Source organism: Actinocatenispora comari, assembly GCF_017312725.1.
GTDB classification, from domain to species: Bacteria; Actinomycetota; Actinomycetes; order Mycobacteriales; family Micromonosporaceae; genus Actinocatenispora; species Actinocatenispora comari.
On record NZ_BOPO01000148.1, the window covers coordinates 35,512 to 56,612 of the forward strand.

The window sequence follows — 21,101 nt, forward strand, 5'->3', positions numbered from 1 at the left end:
CCGCCGGTGCGACGCGACCGGGTGCGGGTCAGCCCTTGATCGAACGGATGAACGCGTACGCCCCGCAGACCCACAGCACCAGCGGGATCACCGCGACGATCAGCAGCACCTCGACGATGTCGACGACCTTGGTCCACACCGGCATCACCCGCGCCTCGGCCAGGGTGAGCCCGCTGATCAGGCAGATCACCGCGACCACGAGGACACCGGGAAGGACCGCGACCAGCCGCAGCAGTGACCCGGCGGCGGCGAACCCGGCGACCGCGGTCAGGCCGAGCCCGAGCATGCCGGCGATCATCAGCGGCAACCGCTGCCAGCCGCCGGCGAACGACCGGGACCGGGCCAGCAGCACCAGCGCCAGCACCGCCAGCAGGATCAGCCGCGGCCAGCCGGATCCGCCGAACGCGACGGCGAACTCGGCGCCGAGCCCGAGCAGCGCGGTCGCGCCGAGCAGGCCGGTGAGGTGCCGGTCGGCGGCGTCGCTCTGCGACAGCACCCGCTCGCCGTCCACCGTCTCGGTGTCGGTGCGCAACTCCTCGGGCCCGGAGGGGATGGTCGGCATCGGCAACCGGCCGAGCCGGAACGCCCAGGTCGGCAGCGCCGAGGTGAACACCAGCGCGAGCGCTCCGACGATGCCGCCGGCGCCGGCCGCGCTGATCCCGGTGGTCAGGCTCAGTGCCCCACCCACGACCAGCCCGAACGTGCAGATCGTCGCGGCCAGGAAGATGTGCGCGTAGTCCGCGACGGCGACCGCGGCGAGGACGGCGAACAGCACCGCGACGCCGCCACCGATGAGCAGGTGCGCGGCCCGCAGGTCACCGACGCCGTGGTCGCCGGCGGCGACGAGCAGGCCACCGACCGCCGCGTACCCGATCGCGAGCAGGGCGAGGATCAGCCCGGTCTGGCTGTTGGCCATCGCCCGCGCCGAGATCGCCGCCGTCACCAGCAACGCGACCGCGATGCCGAGCCCGCCGAGCGCCGGCGGCAACTGCGGCGGACCGGCGGTGAGCAGCAGGGCGAGCCCGAGCACCAGCGTGCCGATCGCGGCGCCCACGCCGAACCGGCGGGTGAACGACGGCCCCCACCGCCCGCCGCGCTCCTGGGTCGCGGTGGCGATCGCGTCGACCACGTCGTCGAACACCGCATCGGGCGCCGACGTGCTGCGGGGGGTGAAGTAGAGCTGTTCGCCGTCGCGGATGCCGAGTTGGCCCGCGCTGCGGGTGCTGTCCAGGACCATGCCACCGAGCCGGGCGAGCACCCAGCCGCCCTTGGTGGTGCCGTCGTCGGCGAGGTCCTCGCCGGCGTAGCGCAGCAACGTCGGGAGCAGATCGGCGAGCGGGACGTCTTCGGGCAGTGCCAGGTCGATCCGGGTCTTCGGTGCGACGACCGTGACCCGGCACAACCCGCTGCCGACGGCGTTGGCCACTGTGGCTCCTTCGACTTCGAGGGCACCCGCGAACCCACCCATCATCGCGGACCGGTCAAGTGCGGCGAAACGACGATGTTGTACGGATGTCCGGGCGGACCGGAGACTAGCCAGGATCACCGTCCAACCAGGGGCAGGGCGTGCGTGACCGGTCAGGGTGGCGCTGATCCGACAAGATAGGCAGCGGCACCCAAAGCCCGCTCGGACGCACCCGCAACCAGGGCCGCTCCGGACGCGCCTGCAACCAGCACCGGTCCGGACGTACTCGCGTCCGGGCCGGTCTGGCCGCGCCGGCGTCCGGGGTCACCGTGGACGCGGTCCGCGTCCGGCACGATGGGCGCGCCCGGTCGCGCCCCCGACACGTACCTCCGCGGAGGCGGCATGACGACGGTGGTGTTTCGACGCCCGGCCCGACGGCCCGGGCCGCAGTTGCCGCGCGGCGAGCTCCTGCTGGAGTCGCCGCCGGAGGTGCCGGAGCAGCTGCCCCGCAGCATCGGGCAGATCCTGATGATCCTGCCGATGCTGGCCGGCGCCGGCGCGATGGCCTTCATGTACGCCGGTCGCGGCGGCGGCATGATGACCTACCTGGCCGGCGGCATGTTCGGCATCTCGATGCTGGGCATGGCGGTGGGCCAGATCGGTGGCGGCAGCGGTGACAAGAAGGCCGAGCTGAACGCCGAGCGGCGCGACTACATGCGCTACCTCGCGCAGGTGCGCAAGCGGGTCCGGCGGGCGGCCGAGGCGCAGCGCTCGGCGCTGACCTGGAAGCACCCGGAGCCGGACGCGTTGTGGTCGATCGCCGCGTCCCGGCGGATGTGGGAGCGGCGGGTCACCGACGACGACTTCGGCGAGGTGCGGGTCGCGGTGGGCCCGCAGAAGCTGGCCGTCAAGATCGTCACGCCGGAGACCAAGCCGGTCGAGGATCTGGAGCCGATGAGCGCGATCGCGCTGCGCCGCTTCGTCCGTACCTTCAACACGGTGCCGAACCTGCCGACCGCGGTGTCGTTCCGCGCATTCAGCCGGATCGTGCTGCGCGGCGACCGGGAGGCCGACCTGGGCGCCGCGCGTTCGCTGATCTGCCAGGCGGCGGCGCTGCACGCGCCGGACGACCTGCGCATCGCGGTGATCACCCCGACGGAGAACTTCGCCACCTGGGACTGGGCCAAGTGGCTGCCGCACAACCAGTACTCGCGCCGCACCGACGCGGCCGGCGCGTGCCGGCTGGTGTTCGAGACCATGCGGGAGCTGGAGGAGCTGCTCGGCGACGAGATCGCCGCGCGCCCGCGGCACTCGCCGGACGCGAAGCCGATCACCGAGGTGCCGCACCTGCTGGTGATCCTGGACGGCGGCGAGGTCGCGCCGGACTGCCAGCTCTCCGGCTCCGGCCTGATGGGTACCACCGTGCTCGACCTGAACGGCATCGTGCCGCGCGACGCCGGCCGCTGGTTGCTCTGCCTGGACCTGTGGCCGGACCGGGCGGAGGTCTACCGGGGCGACCGCAGCACCCCGATCGGCCGGCCCGACCACGTCAGCCGGGAGCAGGCCGAGGCGATCGCCCGGCAGCTCTCGCCGTACCGGATGTCCGCGCAGACGGGGCCGGAGGACGCGCTGGCCACCGCGTACGAGCTGACCGACCTGCTGGGTGTCGGCGACGCCGGGCTGCTCGACCCGCACCGCACCTGGCGGCCGAACAAGCCGAACCGGGAGCGGCTGCGCATCCCGCTCGGCCGCGGCCCGGACGGCAACGTGGTCGAGCTCGACTTCAAGGAGGCCGCGCAGGAGGGCATGGGGCCGCACGGGCTGATCATCGGCGCGACCGGTTCCGGCAAGTCCGAGCTGCTGCGCACGATCGTCTCCGCGCTGGCGATCAACCACTCGTCCGAGGAACTCAACCTGGTGCTGGTCGACTTCAAGGGCGGCGCCACGTTCGCCTCGCTGGACGTGCTGCCGCACACCAGCGCGGTGATCACCAACCTGGAAGACGAGATCGAGCTGGTCGACCGGATGAAGGACGCGCTGGCCGGCGAGATGGTGCGCCGGCAGGAGCTGCTGCGCGCCGCCGGCAACTACGTCTCCCAGTACGAGTACGAGAAGGCGCGGCGGGCCGGTGAGCCGCTGGAACCGTTGCCGGCACTGCTGATCATCTGTGACGAGTTCTCCGAGCTGCTCGCCGCGAAGCCCGACTTCATCGAGCTGTTCGTGATGATCGGCCGGCTCGGCCGGTCGCTCGCGGTGCACCTGCTGCTCGCCTCCCAGCGGTTGGAGGAGGGCAAGCTGCGCGGCCTGGACACCCATCTGTCGTACCGGATCGGGCTGCGCACGTTCTCGGCGGTCGAGTCGCGCATCGTGCTCGGCGTGCCGGACGCGTACGAGCTGCCGAACGCGCCGGGCCACGGCTACCTGAAGGCCGACACGTCCACGATGCTGCGGTTCCGCGGTGCGTACGTGTCCGGGCCGTACGAGCACGGTGCGGCCAAGGAACGCGCGAAGGCGTTGGTGTCCACCAAGGTGGTGCGCTACACCGTCGACTACACCCCGGAGCTGGAGCTGCCGGAGGAGTCCGCGCCGGAGCCGGAGCCGGCGGAGCACGGCGGCAAGCAGACCTCCACGTTGGAGGTGATCGCGGAGCGGTTGACCGGCCAGGGCAAGCCGGCGCACCAGGTCTGGTTGCCACCGCTCGCGGCCCCGCCGCCGCTGTCCGAGCTGCTGCCGGAGCTGAAGGTCGATCCACATCGCGGGCTGTGCCCGGTCGGCTCGGAGATCCTGGGCACGCTGACCACCCCGGTCGGCGTCGTCGACAAGCCGTACGAGCAGAAGCGCGACCTGTTCTGGGCCGAGCTCGGCGGCGCCGGCGGCAACGTGATCATCGTGGGCAGCCCGCAGTCCGGCAAGAGCACCATGCTGCGTTCGCTGATCGCCTCGATGTCGCTCACCCACACGCCACGCGAGGTGCAGTTCTTCTGCCTGGACTTCGGTGGCGGCTCGCTGACCGGCCTGCGCGACCTGCCGCACGTCTCCGGGGTGGCGACCCGGCGCGAGGCCGAGGCGGTACGCCGAACGGTCGCCGAGGTGATCGGGCTGCTGGACGAGCGGGAGGCGCGGTTCACCGAGCTGGGCATCGAGTCGATCGCCACGTACCGGCGGCGCCGGGCCAACGGTGAGTTCGCCGACGACCCGTTCGGTGACGTGTTCATCGTGGTGGACGGCTGGGGCACGCTGCGCGAGGACTTCGACGAGTACGAGCAGCGGCTGACCAGCCTGGCCCAGCGCGGCCTGGGTTTCGGCGTGCACCTGGTGATCACCGCGGCCCGCTGGGCCGAGGTCCGGATCAACATGCGCGACCTGCTGGGGACCAGGTTCGAGCTGAAGCTGGGCGACCCGGCCGAGTCGGAGATCGACCGGCGCGCGGCGGCGAACGTACCGGCCCGGACGCCGGGTCGCGGCCTGTCGCCGCAGAAGCTGCACTTCCTGTCCGGGGTGCCGCGCATCGACGGTCAGGCCACCGACGAGAACCTCGGCGACGGTGTGATCGACCTGGTCCGCCGGGTCAACGAGGGCTGGACGCAGGACCCGGCGCCGCGGGTGCGGCTGCTGCCCCGGGAGTTCCCGGCGGCCGAGTTCATCGAGCGCGCGCCGCAGACCCCGGCCGGGGTCGTCACGATCGGCCTGGACGAGAGCCGGCTGGCCCCGGTGGCGCTCAACTTCGCCACCGAACCGCACTTCTACGCGCTCGGCGACTCGGAGTGCGGAAAGTCGGCGATGCTGCGGATGATCGCCAAGCAGATCGTCGCGAAGACGACGCCGCAGCAGGCGCGCATCATCATGGCCGACTACCGCCGCTCGATGCTGGGCACGATCGAGGGCGATCACCTGCTCGGCTACGCCGCCTCCGGCCAGGCGTTCGGGGAGATGATGGGTTCGGTGGTGGGCGCGATGAAGGAGCGCCTGCCCGGCCCGAACGTCACGCCCGACCAGCTGCGCGACCGCAGCTGGTGGAAGGGCCCCGACCTGTACGTCATCGTCGACGACTACGACCTGGTCGCGAGCCCGTCCGGCAACCCGCTGCAGCCGATCGCCGAGTTCCTGCCGCAGGCCCGGGACATCGGCCTGCACGTGATCCTCGCCCGGCGCTGCGGCGGCGCCGCCCGCGCCATGTACGACCAGGTGCTGCAGCGGTTGAAGGAGCTCGACAGCCCGGCGTTGCTGATGTCCGGCAACCGCGAGGAGGGCGCGTTGTTCGGCAACCTGCGGCCGAGCCCGCAGCCACCGGGTCGCGGCACCCTGATCCGGCGGCGGGAGGGCAACGAACTCATCCAGGTGGCGTTCGACCCGCCGGCGTGACGAACGGCGGCCCGGTGGGGTGAATGTGAGGGTCTGGCTCGGTTGCGTGGATCAGATAGAACTGTCACCGAAAGCAAGACCCGTCGTGTTCTGACGGTCATGTGCTCGATCGGGGCGATCCGACCCAACCGTCGCTGCTCGCGCAGCATTGCACACGTCCGATACCGTACTACCTACGTTGGGTAGGCCGCCTACGCCGGTTTTGTGATCGGCGACGTCGGTCGGGACACGGGGTCCTCCAATAGTTCGGGAGGTGGATCATGGGCAACGGGCCCATGCAGGTTGATCACGCGACGCTGCATACCGCAGCCAACGACGTCCGGTCGACCCGGGACGACATCCAGGGCGATCTGAGCAAGCTGGAGACGCTCGTTCAGCAGGACCTGGCCAGCGCCTGGCAGGGCTCCGCGGCAGGCTCGTTCCAGCAGCTGATGCAGCGGTGGAGCGACGACAGCAAGACGCTGCTCAAGGCGATGGACGACATCGCCGACCTGCTCGACAAGTCCGGTCGCCAGCACCAGCACAACGACGAGGAACAGCAGCAGATGCTGGACAAGATCCACTCGGCGCTGAACGGCTGACGGGGACAAGGAGTCACAGGCAATGTCGATGATCAAGGTTGATCCGCACGTCCTGCAGGAAGCCCACTCGCAGATGAAGCAGATCGCGCAGGGCATGGACCAGAAGCTGGACACGCTTCGCTCCGGCCTGCAGCGGATGGAGTGGGAAGGTAGCGACCGGCAGGCCTACCAGGAGCACCAGCAGAAGTGGGACAAGGCAGTCACCGACCTGAACCAGGTGCTCAACCAGATCGGTGGCGCGGTCGGGATCGCGAGCGACAACTACGTCAGCACCGAGATGAGCAACTCCAAGCTGTGGGGCTGACGCTCGTTCGGTGATGCGGTGACGACAGGTGGGCGGGCCTTCAGCTTCACGGCGAAGGCCCGCTTCTCGTATAGAGGCTGGCGCGTGACCTGCCCGGTCCGCGGAAAGGTTTGATGATGGGCACGGACTACAGCTTTCATCCGGGCGCAGCCGAGAAGGCAGAGGTCGACACCGACCACCTGAAGAACGTGGTGCCGATCCTGGAGGACCTCAAGAAGTACGTGCAGGACCGGCTCACCCAGGAGGTCCTCGACATCAAGGGCAAGGACTGCCTGGGCGCGGACCACACCGTCCCGTTCGGCAAGTTCCAGAACGCGGTGAAGTCGGCGCAGACGCACAAGCAGTACCTGCAGTCGATCTACAACGACTACACCAACGTCGCGAAGAACCTGGACGTCGCGATCAGGGCGACCAAGGAGATCATCAAGAACTACGACGACGCCGAAGAGCTCAACGACGCCAACTCGAAGAACATCATGAAGGCGTTCACCGACGCCGGTGGCTCGAACGGCTCGCCGAGCACGACCTCCACGGCAACCGGATCGGGGTACTGAGATGGGTGGCAACCTCGCCGGCGACCCCGGTGACATGAGCTGGGAAGACATCGTCGAGGCGTCCTGCGTCAACGGCAGCCCGAGCACGCTGACCGCGGCCGCCGACCGGTGGAAGGGCGTGTTCCGCAACGCCGACTCGGTGAAGGAAGAGCTCGACACCCTGATCAAGGACCTGAAGGACTGGAAGGGCAGCGCCGGCGACACCTACCGGAAGAACATCAAGACGATCTCGGACCAGATCCACCAGATCGAGACCGACAACAAGTCCAAGGTCGTCAACCTGCTGGAGACCTGTTCCAGCCAGTTGCAGAGCCTGCAGGACCAGATGCCGATCCCGGAGGAGATGTACGACGAGGTCAGCTACGCGCACCAGGCGGCGATCGACCGCAACGCCAACGGGTTTGCTCCGGGCGCCAGCCTGTTGCCGGACGACTGGAAGAAGACCCTGTTCGACAACTGGGCCGGGAACCTGGTCGGCAACGTGACGGGTTGGATCACCGACAAGTTCACCAAGTGGTTCACCGACACCGAGGACAACGCGCGCGACATCCTCGCCGGTACCAACAACGAGTACGACAACGCCAACATCAAGGCCGGTAGCCCGACACCCAACCCCACGAACCTGTCGACCCAGCACACCGACAAGACCGACACCGGCACCGGCACCGGTCCCGGCGTGGGCAGTGGGCCGGGCACCGGTACCGGCAGCGGCATGCCGGACCCGAAGCTGCCCGATACCAAGCACCCCGACACCGACATGCCGAACGACAGGAACAAGCTGCCGGACCACAAACCGATCGGCACCTACCCCGACGGCCCGAACAGCAACCACGGTGGGCTCGATCCGTACGGCGGTGGTGGCGGTGGCGCCGGATCCGGCCTGGCCGGCGCCGGCGGCGGCGCCCCGACGGGTGCCGGTGTGGGCGGCGGCGGTCTCGGTGCCGGGGCTGGCGCGGGCGGTGGCAGCCCGGTGGGCAAGCCGGTGTCGCCGGATGCGTTCCCGGGCGGAGCCGCCGGCGCGGGTCGGGGTGCCATGGGCCGCGGCATGATGGGCGGCGGGCATGGTGCCGGCCACGGCGGTGGCGGTGACGGCCGGGAGACCTGGCTGACCGAGGACGAGGACCCGTGGGGCGGCAACGACGACAGCGCCCCGTCGGTGCTCGGTGGTTGACGCAGTGCGAGCCGATCGGAAGGCGGGCGGCGTGGGCCGCCGGGCCCGGTGGGCGCTGACCGGCGCGGCGGCCATGGGGCTGGTCCTGCTCATGCCGGCCACGGCCAGCGCGACGCCCATCCGCCAGCAGCAGTGGTGGGTGGACGCGCTGCAGGTGCCCAAGGCGCAGAGCATCACCCGCGGAGCGGGTGTCGTCGTCGCGGTCATCGACGGCAAGATCGACAGCAGCAACCCGGACCTGTCCGGACAGCTCGTGTCGGGTACCGCGATCAACGGCGGCACGAGCGACGCGACGCACGGTACCGAGGTGGCCGGCGTGATCGCGGCGAAGGGCGGCGGGCAGCACGACGTGGTCGGCGTAGCTCCGGGCGCGAAGATCATGCCGATCGAACTGCCGACCAAGTTCAGCAACGCCGACATCGCGAACGGCATCCGGTACGCGACGGACCACGGCGCCGGCGTCATCAACATCTCCTCGGGCGCGGTCGCTGCGACGCCGCCGTCCGAGGAGGTCGCCGCGGTCAACTACGCGCTGTCCAAGAACGTCGTGGTGGTCGCCGCCGCCGGGAACACCGCCGACGGGATGTCCGCGGTCGCCTCGCCCGCGGCGATCCCCGGTGTCGTCGCGGTTTCCGGTGCGGACAAGCAGTCGAACGCCTGGTCGGGCTCGGTCACCGGCACGCAGGTGGTGATCGCGGCGCCGTCCGTGGACGTGGTCACCACGGGGCCGATGGCGGAGAGCCAGTTCCAGTCCGCCGACGGTACGAGCATGGCGGCACCCATCGTGGCCGGCACGGTGGCGCTGATCCGCGCCAAGTACCCGAAGCTGGACGCGGCCAACGTGATCAACCGGCTGGTCAAGACGGCGAAGGACCAGGGCGATCCGGGTCGGGACAAGTACTTCGGCTACGGCACGGTGCGGCCGGTCGACGCGCTGACCGAGAACGTGCCGGCGGTGAGCCGGAACCCGCTCGGCGGTGGCGGCGGCGGAGCCAGTGCCGGGTCGACCGCGACGCATTCGGCGCGGGCGGTCGGCCCGGTGCAGACGCACATCAGTACCCGGGGCTGGATCACCTTCGCGGTCATCGGGTTGCTGGTGATCGTCGGCATCATCGTGCTGATCGTGGTGTTGACCGGCCGGCGGCGCCGACGCGGTGACGGCCCCGGTACAGGTCCGCCCGGTGGCGCGGCGTATCCCGGGGCACCTGCGCCGTACGGTGCGGCGGGACAGCACCAGCAGCCGAACGCACCGGCCGGCCCGCCGAGCGGATACGGCCCGCCCGCGCAGTCCGGCCCGCCGCCCGGCTACGGCCCGCCCTCCGGCGCGCAACCGCCTGGGGCGCAACAGCTCGGGGCGCAACCGCCCGGGGCGCAGCCACCGGCGGCGCCGGCTCCGGGGACGCCGGCTTCCGGCACGCAGGCACCGGGCGGGTCGGGTCCGGGGCTGCAGCCGTTGTGGCCGCAGCCGCCGGGAACGCAGGGCGGTGGCCCGCAACCGCCGCCGGGCCGCTGAACGTCCCGAGCCCCGCTCCGCCGGGAACGGCGCGGCGGGGCTCGGAGCGTACGGGCAGCGCGGCCGTGCGAAGCTGAGAGAACAGGGCGGGTGACCCGGGGGTGCCGGTGACCGAGGTGTGGCCGCGGGTGGCGATGGTGTTCGGGCCGCGGTTCTGGGTGCCGCGACCGGACCGGCTCCGTCGACTCGACCCCGGCGAGCGTGACCGGGTGGCGGCCTACCTGGCGGCCGGCACGGTCGTCCTCGACTCGTCGGTACGCGATGTCGACCAGCTCGACGCGGCCCGCGGCGCGGTGGTGCGGTCGGTGGTGCGCACCGACGGCACCTGGGTGTGGTCCGACCGCCTGACGTACCACGCGAGCGAGCATGCGGTGGCGCCGGAACCGGCCTTCCTGCGCTGGATCGCCCGACCGCAGGCCGCGCCGACGGCGGACGCCGGCACGGTCGCCCGGGTACGCGCCGCGCTGGACGCGACGCCGCCCGACCCGGCGCCGGTCGAGGCCGCGCTGACCTACTCGCGGGCGGTGTTCCGGGGTCGGGTGTGCCGCTCGGCCAGCTGGGCGAGCGAACCCACGACCGCCTACACCAAGCACGCCACCGCGCTCGCGGACGGTTTCGACCCGACCGGCCTGCCCGGCGACGAGTACGCCCGGCTGATCCCGCGCGCCGAGCTGGACGACCTGTACGGCCGGGTGACGTACGTGCTGGTGCGAGGGCACCGGGTCGCGGTGGTCGGACATCGCGACGGGCACTACCTGGTGCAGGCCGGTACGGACGCGTACCCGGGGGTCGTGGCGATGCGGATGGCCGACCGCGGCACCTGGACCGGCCAGGTACCGGAGTCCGAGGTGTCCGAGGTGATCGCGGTGCACCAGCACTTCGCGGTCGGTCCGGGATGGCGCGATCAGCCGTCGCCGCAACGAATCGAGCGAGTCGTCCCCGCCTGAGTCACCCCGTCGTGCTTGCACCACTCTGCCATCATCGGTGCGTCGATCGTCCGAGCTGCGTGCCGTGGCTGCCACCGCGTGCTTCGCCCGCCGCAGCCGCGGCTCGCGATCCCTGTGCTGTCGGTGCCGGTCGTGGGCGGACGGGAGGGCCTCTGTCATGGGGATGGAGCTGCCGTCCGAGCTCGAGTGGCTGGAGTGGGTGGTCGGCTCCGACTGGCCCGAGGGCGACGAAGACGGCATGTGGCGGATGGCCGAGGCCTACAACACCGCCGCCGGCGAGCTCCGCGAGCTGATCGACCAGGGCGACAGCGCCTACTACCACGTGCTGGCCGGCATGCAGGGGCAGGCCGCCGACAACCTCGGGCAGTACTGGTCGAAGTACACCTCAGGTGACGGCGGCGAGGACGGCTACCTCGAGAAGCTGGCCAAGCTGCTGGAGGGGCTCGGCCAGCACTGCGACAGCACCGGCACCGAGATCGAGTACGCGAAGTACCAGTTCATCGCGGCGCTGATCATCCTCGCCATCCAGATCGCCATCATGCTGGCGAACGCGATCGAGACGTTGGGTGGCTCGACCGCCGGCATCCCGGTCGCCGAGGCGGCCACCCAGATCACCGTCCGCACGATCGCCCAGCAGGTGCTGAAGGCGATCGTCATGAACATCATCCAGAACGTCCTGACCGACGTGGCGATCCAGCTGGTGCAGATCGGGGAGGGACACCGCACCTCGCTCGACTGGAGCAAGGTCAAGGGCGACGTCATCGACGGCGCGATCACCGGTGCGGCCGGCGGTCTGGCCGGCGTCGGGTTCGGCAAGGTCGCCGGCAACTTCGCGCACACCCTCGGCGGCGAGATGGTCAACGGCGCCCTCGGCGGCGTGGCCGGCGGCATCGCGGACGCGGTCGCGCACGGCCAGTCGCTCGACCCGGAGAGCCTGCTCAAGGCCGGTACCTCCGGCGCGGCCGGCGGTCTCGCCGGGCACCGCGGCGAGGACGGCGGTGGCGGCGAGGAGCACGAGACCGGTGGGCCGTCGGGCGAGCGCGGCGGATCCGAGCACGGCGGCCGCAGCGGCGGTGACGAGGTGCCGCCACCGCCCGACTTCGGCGACGAGAAGCCCAGCGGTTCCGGCGGCGACGAACCCGGCGGTCCGGGTGCGGACGAGCCGGGCGGTTCCGGCGGCGACGAGCCCGGCGGGTACCGCGGCGACGAGCCCGGCGGTTCGGGGAGCGAGGAGCCGGGTGGCGGGCCGGAGCAGACCGGCGCCGAGCCGTCCGGCGGATCCGAACGGCCCGGCGGATCCGAGCAGCCTGGCGGTGAGCCGTCCGGCGGTGCGGAGGAGACCGGTCGCGAACCGTCCGGCGGTGCGGAGGAGTCCGGGGGTGGACCGTCCGGCGGCGGCGAGGAGCCGCAGCGGGCTGGGGAGTCCCGGCCGGACGACGCCGAACCGACCTCGCACGAGGAGACTCCGGGCCGTACCGAGCAGGCGGCCGCGCCCGACACCCCGACGCACGATCCGATCCACAGCGCGCTGAACGGTTCCGCGGAGCCGACCCGGACCGAGCCGGCGGCGTACTCGGAGTCGACCCGGGCCGAACCGGTGCAGCCGACTCACCCCGACTCCAGCAGCGAACCGGCGTACACCGAGTCGGCGTACCGGGAGTCGTCCGGTTCGGACTCCGGTGGCGCGGCCGAGCCGTCACCCGCCGACTCCGTTGCCGGGTCGCACGGCGACTCTGCTGACCCGTCGCGGGGCGACTCTCCTGATCCGTCGCGGGGCGACTCTGCTGGCCCGTCGCACGGCGACTCTGGCGGCTCGTACGGGTCCGGTGCCGGCTCGGGCGCCAGTGGCGGCCCGGCCGGCCTGGGCGGTGGTCACTCCGGTGGTTCGGGCGGCCACGGCGGCGGTTCGGGACGGTCCGATACCGGTGGGTCGGCGCTGGCCGACGCCGGTGGCGCGGGCGAGCCGACGGTGCTGGCGCCGACTCCCGGCCAGGCCCCGCAACAGGCACCGCGGGCCGACCCGGCTGCGAGTGCCGGCTCCGGCGGTGGTCCGATGGTCGGCGGCATGCCCGGCGTCGGTCTCGGTGGCACCGGCGGTTCCGGCGGCGCCCTGGGTGGTGGTGGTCGCGGCAACGCCGGCGGCGCCGGGCCGCGATCCGGCGGTACCGGCGGGAACGGCGGGTACGGATACCGCGGCGGAACGGCGGAGGCGCCGCGCGGTCCCGGTGCGCCGGGTCGCCCGGACGGCCCGGCTCGACCCGACGAGCCCGGCAGCGGTCGGCCGCCGGCGGCACGTTCGTCCGGCCCGGGTGAGTCCACCCGCTCCACCGGCCCGGCGGAGCGGAGCCCGGGCGTGCCCGGTCAGCGCACCGCGGAGCCGACCGCCCGCCCGGCACCCACGCCTGGTGAACCGACCTCGCGCCCCGGCCCGGGTCCTACCCCGACTTCCCGGCCGGAGCCGGGCCCGCGATCCGAGCCCACACCGCCGAGGACCGAGCCCACCCGCCGCGATGCCGACGCCACTCCGCCTGGTGCTGAGCCAACCCGTCGCGATGTCGAGGCTGCGTCGCCTGGTGCTGAGCCTGCTCGTCCCGGTGTCGAGGCTGCGTCGCCTGGTGCTGAGCCTGCTCGTCGCGATGTCGAGGCTACGCCGCCTGGTGCCGAGGCGCGGCCGGAAGCGGTGCCGGAACAGCGGACCGGTGCCGACGACCCGACCGGTACGGCCGGGCCATCGGTTGAGGACGGACGCACCCGGCCCGGCGACGAACCGCACGCCGATCGGCCTGGTGACGACCAGCCTGGCGCGGAGCAGAACGCGCACCGACCGGCAGGTGACGAGGACGCCCGGCCCGGGGAGCGGAGGCCCGGCGAGGAACCGGTCGCCGGCGAGCCGGGCGACGAGTGGCGGTCCCGGTCGGCCGACGAGGAGGCCGAGCCGCCCGGCGATGCGGACCAGCCGCCGCCCGGCGACGACACCGACCAGCCGGCCGGGCCGGATTCGAGCGACCGGGACCACCGGATCGAACTGCCGGACGGCACCGAGTACGAGGGGAGGTACGGCGACGACAGCGAGCCGGACGCGCCCCCGCACCACGACCAGCTCGACCGGATCCTGGAACGCCACGGAGTCCCCGGCGACACGCCGCAGGAGCGCCGGCAGCGGTTCGACGAGGACCGCCGGCGGCACCCGGACACGTACGACGAGGCGACCATGGACCGGATGGCCGCGATCCGCAACGAGGCGACGGTCCAGCAGGGCGACATCGTGCAGAAGGTGCTCAACCCCGGTACCGCCGAGTCGATGCTCAACAACGGGAACTACCACGACTCGGTGCGCGGGTTCGGTGCCCGGCACGACGACGTCCGCGAGCTGAACACACCGGAGCGCAACTACGACGGGTACGCGCTGACGTTCGACGGCACCACGTTCGGGCCGGAGCAGCACCACAACTTCGCGCTGCGGTTCCCGGCCGACGATCCGGAGCACTTCGTCCCGGCGTACTCGGACGACATGCAGGGCTCGCCGGGCGTCGACGACTCCCGGACCACCGGGCCGGAGGAGCTGGAGTACGGCCCGTTCATGGGTTCGGGCTACACCGACAGCGACGGGATCTACGACCCGCAGCACCGGGACAGCTCGATGGACGGGTACGCCGTGCCCGAGGTGAAGATCGGCGACCCGAACGCGCCCGGCGGCGCGATCCCGATCCCCGAGGGCGCCGAGATCTGGCAGCAGAACGCCGACGGCAGCGAGCGGATGGTCGCCCGGTTCGACGGTAGCGACTGGCAGGTCGATCGCGACTTCGACGCGTCCAGGGCCGGGGACTACGGCGCGGATCCCTGGCGCGACGGCGGTTCCGGCCCCGGTGCGGACCCCTCGCCCGGGCGCACCGCCGGCCCGGGCGACGACCTGCGTTCCCGCTCCGGCGACGACGACACCTCGACTCGCGAGGAGCCCACCGGCGAGGACGAGCCGAACGCCGACGACCGCGGCGATGAACCGAGCGACGAAGACCGCGGCGAGGACGGCCGTGACGAGCCGAACGGCGAGGACGAGCCGAGGGACGAGGACGGCCGTGACGAGCGAGGGGATGTCGAGGAGAGCGGCGACGAGGGGGACGATGCCGACCGGGACGGTGCCGACCGGGACGACGTGGGTTGGCAGGGCGAGGGTCGCAGCCTGACGGAGGCGGAGAACGCGTACGCCGACGGCATCCTGGCCGATGCGCAGGCCAACGAGCCGGGCATCACCCGGGACCTGCGGGACACGGCGGCGTCCGTACCCGGTGGCCGGCTGGTCGGCGAGGAGTACTCGCGCAAGAGCGAGGATTCGTTCAAGCGCAAGTTCGCCGACGAGATCGCGCAGAGCCCGGACAGCACGCTGCCCGAGATCGCGCACGGCATGAAGGACACCGTCCGCTACACCGTCGAGATGCCCGCCGAGTCGTACGGGGAGGGTGCGCAGCGGGTCTTCGACCACCTGGCGGAGCAGGGGTACGAGCCGTGGGTCGAGCCGAAGAACACCTGGGGCGGCGAGAAGTACAAGGGCATCAACAGCTTCTGGCACGACCCGCGTACCGGTCAGGTCTTCGAGGTGCAGGTGCACACCCCGGAGAGTTTCGCCGCGAAGATGGACACGCACGAGATCTACGAGCGGCAGCGCACCACCGAGGACCCGGCCGAGGCGGCCCGGCTGCAGGAGCAGCAGAACGAGATCTTCCGCCAGGTCCCGGTACCGGCGGGCGCGACCGACGTCGGCCTGCCACCCGGCGTCGAACCGGTCGGCGACCGGCACGCGCCGTCGCCCGGGACGGAGGTGCGGCCGAACGACGGTGCCCCGCATCGCACCGCGGAACCGACCGCCACCGACCGCCCACCCGGCGACCGCTCCGCCACCGAGCCTCCGCCGGATGGCCGCTCCGCCACCGAGCCTCCGCCGGGTGACCGCTCCGGCACCGAGCCTCCGCCGGGCGACCGGTCCGCCGAACCGACCCGCGACCTCGACCAGCAGGACGACGCCGGACACGACGAGGACGGCCGGCACGACGAAGAGGGTCGGCACGACGAGGACGGGGTCGACGACGACCCGGACGAGCTGCCGCAGTACGTGTCCGACGACGAGGCGCACGCCGCGATGGCGGAGCACGTCCGCGAGACGCCGGCCGGGTACGAGTTCACCGGTGACCCGGAGATGCGGCCGTACACCGACGCGGTGCGGCCGGGGGACGGCTACGTCAACCTCGACTCGCACGCCACCCGGGACGGCTACCTCAAGGTGGGCGACCAGCTGCTGACCCCCGAGCAGTACGCGCGAGGCATCCAGCGGCTCGCCGACGAGGGCCGGATCGACCTGGGCGACAACAAGATCAAGCTGTCCGCCTGCGACACGGGGCATGGCGAGCACCCGCCGGCGCAGCGGATTGCGCAGGCGCTCGGCCGCGAGGTCAAGGCGCCGACCGAGAAGTTGTGGACCGACCGGCACGGCAACGAGGTCGTCGCCTCCTCCGAGGAGAACAACGGCCACCGCCCGACCATCCCGCCGGACGGCCACTGGCGCTCGTTCGACGCCGACGGCCACGAGATCGGCAGCCACCTCGCTGGCGACGGCGATCCGTCCCGGCTGGTGGCGGACGATGCGGTGCCACGCAGGGTCGACGTGACGAGGATCCGGGACGAGGACCTGCCGCCGCCGCCGAAGGGGGCGCACTACGAGGCGGACGAGGTTCGGGTCATCGACGGCACGAAGGACCGTTACGACCGGATCATGGGCGTCGGGTCGGATCGCGAGTACCACGCGATCGGCGACCCCCGGGACACCCACCGAGACGACGAGAAGGGCGTGCTCGTCGACACGCACAACCGCTTCGTGAAGGAGCCGGACCGTCCGGGGATCGTCTACCACGAGAACGAGAAGAGCACCGATGACCATGCGGTCACCACGAGAAAGGGCAGCGAGGAGATCCGGCAGGCGGTCGAGGACCGTGATGCGATCGTCGAGGACATCAGGGACAACCACGCGCCGGAGCTGGCCCGAGCCGCGGATGAGGTGAACGAGACGTTGCGGCGGCTGGGATTGGACGAGCTCACCCGGAAGGAGCTCACGAACAGCAAGGTCGGTGAGCGGCTGAAGGCGCTGCGCGACGCCTGCGACGAGCGGGGTGAGGATGTTCCGTTGTCGGCGAACAAGCTGGAAACAGCGGTCGCCAGATACTGGCAGCGGCGCGATGATCTGGTCGGCGCCAGTGAGCGTCTGGGCACCGCGGGCGCGTTGGAGTTCGCCCGGAACGAGTTCGGTGTGGGCGACGAGTCGAGGGTGCACCAACTGACCGGCGACGACAAGGGCCGGGGTACGCCCGGGAACCTCGACATGGTCCTCTTCGCCGAGGCGCACGGCGAGCCGCCACAACGGACGTTGGCTGTCGTCGAGGCGAAGGGCGCCGGGTCCACCCTCGGCTCCGCCCTCGTCCCCGGGCCCGACGGCCCCAAGGTGCGCGCGATGCAGTGCAGCCCGGAGTACGTCCGCGAGCTGCTCGGTGCGGACAACAAGCTCGGCCCCGCACTGGAGCGGTTGCGGGAGACCGACCGGCCGGCGTACGACCGGCTGGTGGACGCGATCCGGGACGGGAGCCTGCGCGTCGAGTCCTACAAGGTGCAGGTCAGCGCCGTTGGTACGCTCAAGGTGACCGAGTACGAACTGGGCCGGAAGGGTTCTGGAAACGATCTGATCCCGTTCCAGACCAAGGGAATGAAGGTTTCCGGAATCCCGGCGGAGGCGAGTGCCAGTGGTTGAGTGGCGAGCGTTGAACGCCGATGAGCTTCGGCAGCTCGTCGGCATCTGGGCGCCCGACTCGTTCGACTGGTCGGAGGGTTCCCTGGAGACACTGGCCGCCGCCGCGGGCTGGCGGGTGCAGGAGCGCATTCCGGACTCGATCCGTTACGTGACCGGACTTCCGTTGCAACCAGGAACGGCTGACGTCGTGCTGGATGGCAGCACCGTGAATCGCATCCGCCTGCGGATCACGAACCGCATCGACCCGGCCGACCCCGGTGGCGTCGACCGGTTGCGGGACGCCTTCGTGGACGCGACGGAACACATCGGCCGCCTGCTCGGTGAGCCGACCCGACGCGTCCCGGGCGAGCGACCGGAGATTCGCTGGCGGACGGCGGGTTGCACGCTGGTGCTGGAACGCCTCACGGTGTCGTTGATGCTCGCGTTCGTTCGGAACGAGTACCAGGACCTGTGGGATCGGATCGACGGGGCGGGTGAGTGAGCGTGCCGTCCTGGGCGGAGCTCGAAGCCCGACTGCCGGATGCGCTGGCGAGCCTGCCGGCCGACTCGTTCCTGATCGTCTGCGCCGACGCCGGCACCGGAGACGAGCGGTACGTGCAGTTCATGCAGTTCGCCGACCGGCTGGACGCGCAGGTCGTCGGTGAGCAGGTGCTGCCGCCCGAGCAGCGGCTGACCGCGGCGGGCCGGGCCCTGATGGCGTCGCTCGGCTGGATCGCCCCGAGACCGCCGGACGGGTCCGGCAACTGGGAGACGAGCCTGCGCTGGCCGGCGCGATCCGGCGACTACCGGCGGGTGGCGGCAATGTCGGTGGCCGCCTTGCGCGACGCCTACGGCGTGCCGACGAGCGATGCTCTGGTTTATCGAAGTTGGAACGAGAACACCCGCGCTCCGGTGGATCTTCCCGGGCTGGGCCTCCGGCGGTCGGCGTGACACGCCACTGGGGTCGCCCGTCGAGGCGAGAGAAGGACGCCGATGCCTGAGGTGACGTACTTCGCGCGGGTCGACGCGGGAGACACGGTGGAGCGGCCGCGGAGTCTGGTGCGGCGCACCGCGACCGAGCCGCTGCCCACCGACGAGGTGTACCAGCGGGACGGCCGCTGGCATCCCACCGACCTGCTGGCCAGGGACGACCTCGGCGACCTGGACGAGCAGCTGGTGCCGATCTCCGCTGAGCAGGCGCAGGCGGTGATCGCCCGCTGGCGGCAGGCCTGGCGGGCGGCGGACGAGCGGCGTGCCGCGGCATCCCGTGCGGACACCGGGTTGCGGCTCGCGCAGGTGTTCGACCGGCCCGGCCCGGACGGCCGGCCGGTCACCGATCCGGCTCGCCCGGCGCTGTCCCGGGCCGAGCGCGGTGCCGTGGCCGCGTACCTGCGCCGAGCGCCGGTCGCGTTGCGGGCCAACGGATCCGACCCCGACCCGTTCGACGCCGAGCGGGGTGACGCGGTGCCGCTGCACGTGCGTACCGACGGGGTGTGGGTGTGGTCGGAGGCGCTGGCGTACTTCGCGGCCGAGTACGGCATCGCGCCGGAACCGGAGCTGCTGGCGCACATCCGGTCGGCGAACTACGCGGCGCCGCGGGCGGTGGCCGGCGCCGTGCTGGACCGCGCGGCCGATCTCGTACTGGGTCGCTGAGGCGCCGGCGGCGAGCCGGCCCGGCGCGCCGCCGTCGTGGTCGTCGGTGGTCCGGGGCGGTGGCCCGGGCCGGTTAGATTGGCGGTACGGCCGAGGAGGTTGGGTGGTCAGGTACGAACCGGTCGACGAGACCGAGTCCGCGATGCTCGCCGCGCTGCGGCACGACGACCCGGCGAGCTACCTGCGGCTGCTCGCGGACCTCGACCTGGTCCTGCCGATGGCGCCCGGCTCGGTGGTGAACGGGCAGGTCGCGTTCGCCACCGTCGAGCTGGGCGAGCGTATCCACGTCGCGGCGTACACGTCGGGGCAGGCGATGGCCGCCGGCACCGACGGCGCGTTCGAGTCGTACCGCAAGGTCCGGCTGGCGGCGCTGGCCGAGACGTGGCCGAACGAGCGGTGGTGGCTCGCGGTGGACGCCGGGCTGCCGCTGGCGATGAACCTGGCCCCGCGGATGGTGCGGCAGGTCGCGTCCGGTGACTTCACCGTGCCGACCCGCCGGCCGGCGCCGACCGCGATGCAGAAGGTGGTGCCGCCGCCGATGCTGCCGGCCTACCTGGAGGCGGGTTACGGCTTCGTCGCCGGCTACGTGCACCGGTGGCAGGACACCCGCGAGCTGCGCACCCCGGCCGACCTGGTGGCGAACCTCGGCCTGGCGTTTCCCGGTTCGCCGTTCCCGGCGGAGCCGGCCGAGCTGCACGTGATCCGGTGGCCCGGCTACTGCGCCGACCTCTACCGGGTGCCGTACGGGGGGACCGACGAGGCGAGCGTGCACGCGATGCCGGCGGGCTGGGTGATCGAGCATCCGCCGTTCCTGGGCAACGGATACGTGGCCGACTCCCGGCTGGCGGTCCCCGAGTACAAGGTGGACAGCGTGCGGCTGCCGCACCATGCGGAGATGTGGCGGATCGCCGCCGACGGCGGCCAGTCGCTCGCCGCGGTGTACGACGCGGATCTGCAGACGTGGCACCGGAACGCGAGTGGGGAGGGCTGACGTGCGGGACGGCTACTACGCGACGGTCGACGGCACCGACTTCGAGGCGTCCCCGGACGGCGAGACGCTGCACCTGTACTCGGACACCGCGCGCGCGGGCTTCGACGAGGTGGCGCCCGGTCGGTACCGGCGGGTGGTGCCGTTCGGTGCGGCGACCGGCTTCGGCTACCTCACCACCCGCTGCGTGTGGCGCGGTGAGCCGTTCAAGGTGCTCGGTGATCGCGGTGACTGGCTGCGGGTGGAGTACACCGGTGGTCGTGCCCCGGTGGCCGAGCGGCTCGGGCTGGAGCGGTTCGATCGCGGCGTCTACCAGGCGTGGGCGCCGGCGGCGGAGGTCACCGACGTGCGTGCGGAACGGGTGTAGTGGTGGCAGCGCGCGACGTCGAGCCCGGCCTCGCGGGCCGGGAAGGGAGTGTGTCCGGTGCGGGCTGACTGGCAGGCGCACATCGACTCGCTGATGGCGCAGTACCGCACGATGCGCGACAACCTCGGCGTGATGCAGCAGCGGATGGCCGAGGTCGTCGGTACCGCCGAGTCCGAGGACGGGCTGATCAGTGCCCGCGTGACGTCCCGCGGTGAGCTGTCCGAGCTGCAGATCGACCCGCGGGTGCTCCGGTCGTACGACTCGGTCACGCTGGCCGAGACGATCCTCGCGGTGGCCCAGGCCGCCACCGGTGACCTGCGCGAGCAGCTGAACGAGACGGTCCGCCCGTTCATGCCGGAGGGCGGGGTGGGTTCGCTGGGCGGGATGGAGAAGCAGCTCGACCTGACGAAGCTGCTGCCGGAGGATCCCACCGATCTGGGCCGGCTCGGTCCGCCACGGTGAGACGTCGACCGACCTGCGAGGTGAG

Annotated in this window: 15 protein-coding genes; 14 read left to right on the top strand and 1 reads right to left on the bottom strand. The window is 72.0% G+C overall.

Annotated elements, in window-relative coordinates; genetic code table 11:
- Window positions 1–28 precede the first annotated feature (28 nt).
- Window positions 29–1,426 (bottom strand): type VII secretion integral membrane protein EccD, encoded by a 1,398-nt coding sequence (gene eccD / locus NUM_RS34570; protein ID WP_225919044.1) that lies wholly within the window; start codon window positions 1,424–1,426, stop codon window positions 29–31.
- A 381-nt stretch (window positions 1,427–1,807) separates the two neighbouring features.
- Here eccD and eccCa point away from each other — a divergent pair, with 381 nt between their 5' ends.
- The 14 genes from eccCa to NUM_RS34640 all read left to right on the top strand — a co-directional run bounded on the left by eccCa (window position 1,808) and on the right by NUM_RS34640 (window position 21,076).
- Window positions 1,808–5,767: a type VII secretion protein EccCa gene (gene eccCa, locus NUM_RS34575; RefSeq protein ID WP_207129153.1), complete on the top strand. Its 3,960-nt coding sequence runs from the start codon at window positions 1,808–1,810 to the stop codon at window positions 5,765–5,767.
- Between the two features lie 275 nt (window positions 5,768–6,042).
- Window positions 6,043–6,348, top strand: a complete 306-nt coding sequence (locus NUM_RS34580; RefSeq protein ID WP_207129154.1) for a WXG100 family type VII secretion target — start codon at window positions 6,043–6,045, stop codon at window positions 6,346–6,348.
- Between the two features lie 22 nt (window positions 6,349–6,370).
- Window positions 6,371–6,652, top strand: a complete 282-nt coding sequence (locus NUM_RS34585; RefSeq protein WP_030448990.1) for a WXG100 family type VII secretion target — start codon at window positions 6,371–6,373, stop codon at window positions 6,650–6,652.
- 116 nt (window positions 6,653–6,768) lie between these two features.
- A complete protein-coding gene (locus tag NUM_RS34590; RefSeq protein ID WP_207129155.1) occupies window positions 6,769–7,206 on the top strand; it encodes a hypothetical protein in 438 nt (145 codons plus the stop codon).
- 1 nt (window position 7,207) lies between these two features.
- Window positions 7,208–8,377: a WXG100 family type VII secretion target gene (locus NUM_RS34595; RefSeq protein WP_207129156.1), complete on the top strand. Its 1,170-nt coding sequence runs from the start codon at window positions 7,208–7,210 to the stop codon at window positions 8,375–8,377.
- 4 nt (window positions 8,378–8,381) lie between these two features.
- A complete protein-coding gene (locus NUM_RS37805) occupies window positions 8,382–9,890 on the top strand; it encodes a S8 family serine peptidase (protein WP_207129157.1) in 1,509 nt (502 codons plus the stop codon).
- A 107-nt stretch (window positions 9,891–9,997) separates the two neighbouring features.
- The gene (locus NUM_RS34605; protein WP_207129158.1) at window positions 9,998–10,837 is read left to right on the top strand and encodes a hypothetical protein; all 840 of its coding nucleotides are present in this window, start codon (window positions 9,998–10,000) and stop codon (window positions 10,835–10,837) included.
- A 157-nt stretch (window positions 10,838–10,994) separates the two neighbouring features.
- Window positions 10,995–17,627: a WXG100-like domain-containing protein gene (locus tag NUM_RS34610; protein WP_207129195.1), complete on the top strand. Its 6,633-nt coding sequence runs from the start codon at window positions 10,995–10,997 to the stop codon at window positions 17,625–17,627.
- Window positions 17,620–18,108 (top strand): DUF6301 family protein, encoded by a 489-nt coding sequence (locus NUM_RS34615; RefSeq protein ID WP_225919045.1) that lies wholly within the window; start codon window positions 17,620–17,622, stop codon window positions 18,106–18,108. The genes NUM_RS34610 and NUM_RS34615 overlap by 8 nt, the downstream gene beginning before the upstream one ends.
- A complete protein-coding gene (locus NUM_RS34620; protein ID WP_207129160.1) occupies window positions 18,105–18,557 on the top strand; it encodes a TY-Chap domain-containing protein in 453 nt (150 codons plus the stop codon). The genes NUM_RS34615 and NUM_RS34620 overlap by 4 nt, the downstream gene beginning before the upstream one ends.
- A 42-nt stretch (window positions 18,558–18,599) precedes the next feature.
- Entirely contained in the window at window positions 18,600–19,259 is a 660-nt protein-coding gene (locus tag NUM_RS34625) for a hypothetical protein (protein WP_207129161.1), read from the top strand.
- Between the two features lie 103 nt (window positions 19,260–19,362).
- On the top strand, window positions 19,363–20,250 hold the full coding sequence (locus NUM_RS34630) for an SseB family protein (RefSeq protein ID WP_207129162.1): 888 nt from the start codon (window positions 19,363–19,365) through the stop codon (window positions 20,248–20,250).
- A 1-nt stretch (window position 20,251) separates the two neighbouring features.
- The gene (locus tag NUM_RS34635) at window positions 20,252–20,614 is read left to right on the top strand and encodes a hypothetical protein (RefSeq protein ID WP_207129163.1); all 363 of its coding nucleotides are present in this window, start codon (window positions 20,252–20,254) and stop codon (window positions 20,612–20,614) included.
- Window positions 20,615–20,671: 57 nt separating this feature from the next.
- On the top strand, window positions 20,672–21,076 hold the full coding sequence (locus NUM_RS34640) for a YbaB/EbfC family nucleoid-associated protein (RefSeq protein WP_207129164.1): 405 nt from the start codon (window positions 20,672–20,674) through the stop codon (window positions 21,074–21,076).
- Window positions 21,077–21,101 lie beyond the last annotated feature (25 nt).

Excerpts from the sequence above, each read along its gene's own strand:
- NUM_RS34595 (WP_207129156.1), top strand. The coding sequence starts at position 7,208 with ATGGGTGGCAACCTCGCCGGCGACCCCGGTGACATGAGCTGGGAAGAC.
- NUM_RS34625 (WP_207129161.1), top strand. The coding sequence starts at position 18,600 with ATGCCTGAGGTGACGTACTTCGCGCGGGTCGACGCGGGAGACACGGTG.
- NUM_RS34585 (WP_030448990.1), top strand. The coding sequence starts at position 6,371 with ATGTCGATGATCAAGGTTGATCCGCACGTCCTGCAGGAAGCCCACTCG.
- eccCa (WP_207129153.1), top strand. The coding sequence starts at position 1,808 with ATGACGACGGTGGTGTTTCGACGCCCGGCCCGACGGCCCGGGCCGCAG.
- NUM_RS34610 (WP_207129195.1), top strand. The coding sequence starts at position 10,995 with ATGGGGATGGAGCTGCCGTCCGAGCTCGAGTGGCTGGAGTGGGTGGTC.
- NUM_RS34590 (WP_207129155.1), top strand. The coding sequence starts at position 6,769 with ATGGGCACGGACTACAGCTTTCATCCGGGCGCAGCCGAGAAGGCAGAG.
- NUM_RS34580 (WP_207129154.1), top strand. The coding sequence starts at position 6,043 with ATGCAGGTTGATCACGCGACGCTGCATACCGCAGCCAACGACGTCCGG.